The sequence below is a fragment of the Nonomuraea sp. B5E05 genome (genome assembly GCF_039880665.1).
Lineage (GTDB): Bacteria > Actinomycetota > Actinomycetes > Streptosporangiales > Streptosporangiaceae > Nonomuraea.
The window spans coordinates 1-1,476 of the sequence record NZ_JBDPMJ010000089.1 but is presented as its reverse complement, the minus strand read 5'-3'; the positions used below and the strand labels follow the sequence as shown (position 1 = coordinate 1,476).

Here is a 1,476-nt window from a genome sequence, read left to right as displayed (position 1 = left end):
ACGCTGCTCGGCTCGCGCCGGGACAGGTCGATTCCGAGCTCCTCCGCGGCGCGGAAGACGTCCTCGTCGGTGTCACGCATCTCGATGGACATGCCGTCGCTGGAAAGCACCTCGACGTTCAGGCACAACGACTGCATCTCCTTGATGAGGACCTTGAAGGACTCGGGGATGCCCGGCTCGGGGATGTTCTCGCCCTTGACGATGGCCTCGTAGACCTTCACCCGGCCGAGAACGTCGTCGGACTTGATGGTCAGCAGCTCCTGCAGGGCGTAGGCGGCACCGTAGGCCTCCAGCGCCCACACCTCCATCTCACCGAAGCGCTGGCCACCGAACTGGGCCTTACCGCCGAGCGGCTGCTGAGTGATCATGGAGTAAGGACCGGTCGACCGCGCGTGGATCTTGTCGTCGACCAGGTGGAGCAGCTTGAGAATGTAGATGTAGCCGACCGAGATCGGGTAAGGGAACGGCTCGCCGCTGCGGCCGTCGAACAGTTGGGCCTTGCCGCTCGGCTGCACCATCCGGTCACCGTCGCGGTTGGCGACGGTGTTCTGCAGCAGACCGACGATCTCCTCTTCGTGGGCGCCGTCGAAGACCGGCGTGGCCATGTTGGTGCGCGGGGCGACCTTGTCGAAGCCCTTCTCGCGCAGCCGCCCGGCCCAGGCCTCCTGCACCCCGGAGATGTCCCAGCCCCTGGCGGCGATCCACCCCAGGTGGGTCTCCAGCACCTGGCCGACGTTCATCCGGCCGGGCACGCCCAGCGGGTTGAGGATGATGTCGACCGGGGTGCCGTCCTCCAGGAACGGCATGTCCTCGACCGGCAGGATCTTGGAGATGACACCCTTGTTGCCGTGCCGGCCGGCCAGCTTGTCACCGTCGGTGATCTTACGCTTCTGGGCCACGTAGACGCGGACCAGCTCGTTGACCCCAGGCGGCAGCTCGTCGCCCTCCTCACGGCTGAACACCCGCACGCCGATGACCTTGCCCTGCTCACCGTGCGGCACCTTCAGCGAGGTGTCACGCACCTCACGCGCCTTCTCACCGAAGATCGCGCGCAGCAGCCGCTCCTCGGGCGTCAGCTCGGTCTCGCCCTTCGGGGTGACCTTGCCGACCAGGATGTCGCCGGGCACGACCTCGGCGCCGATGCGGATGATCCCGCGCTCGTCGAGGTCGGCCAGGACCTCCTCGGAGACGTTGGGAATGTCGCGGGTGATCTCTTCCGGACCCAGCTTGGTGTCACGCGCGTCGACCTCGTGCTCCTCGATGTGGATCGAGGACAGCACGTCGTCCTGCACCAGCCGCTGGGACAGGATGATCGCGTCTTCGTAGTTGTGGCCCTCCCACGGCATGAACGCCACCAGCAGGTTCTTGCCGAGCGCCATCTCACCCTGGTCGGTGCACGGCCCGTCGGCGATCACCTGGTTGACCTCGACCCGGTCGCCCTCGGCGACGATGGGCTTCTGGTTGAACGAGGTGCCC

Annotated in this window: 1 pseudogene; it reads right to left on the bottom strand. The window is 66.7% G+C overall.

What is annotated here, in order from left to right:
- Positions 1-1,476, bottom strand: a pseudogene (locus ABGB01_RS45910) (DNA-directed RNA polymerase subunit beta); the annotation flags it as partial.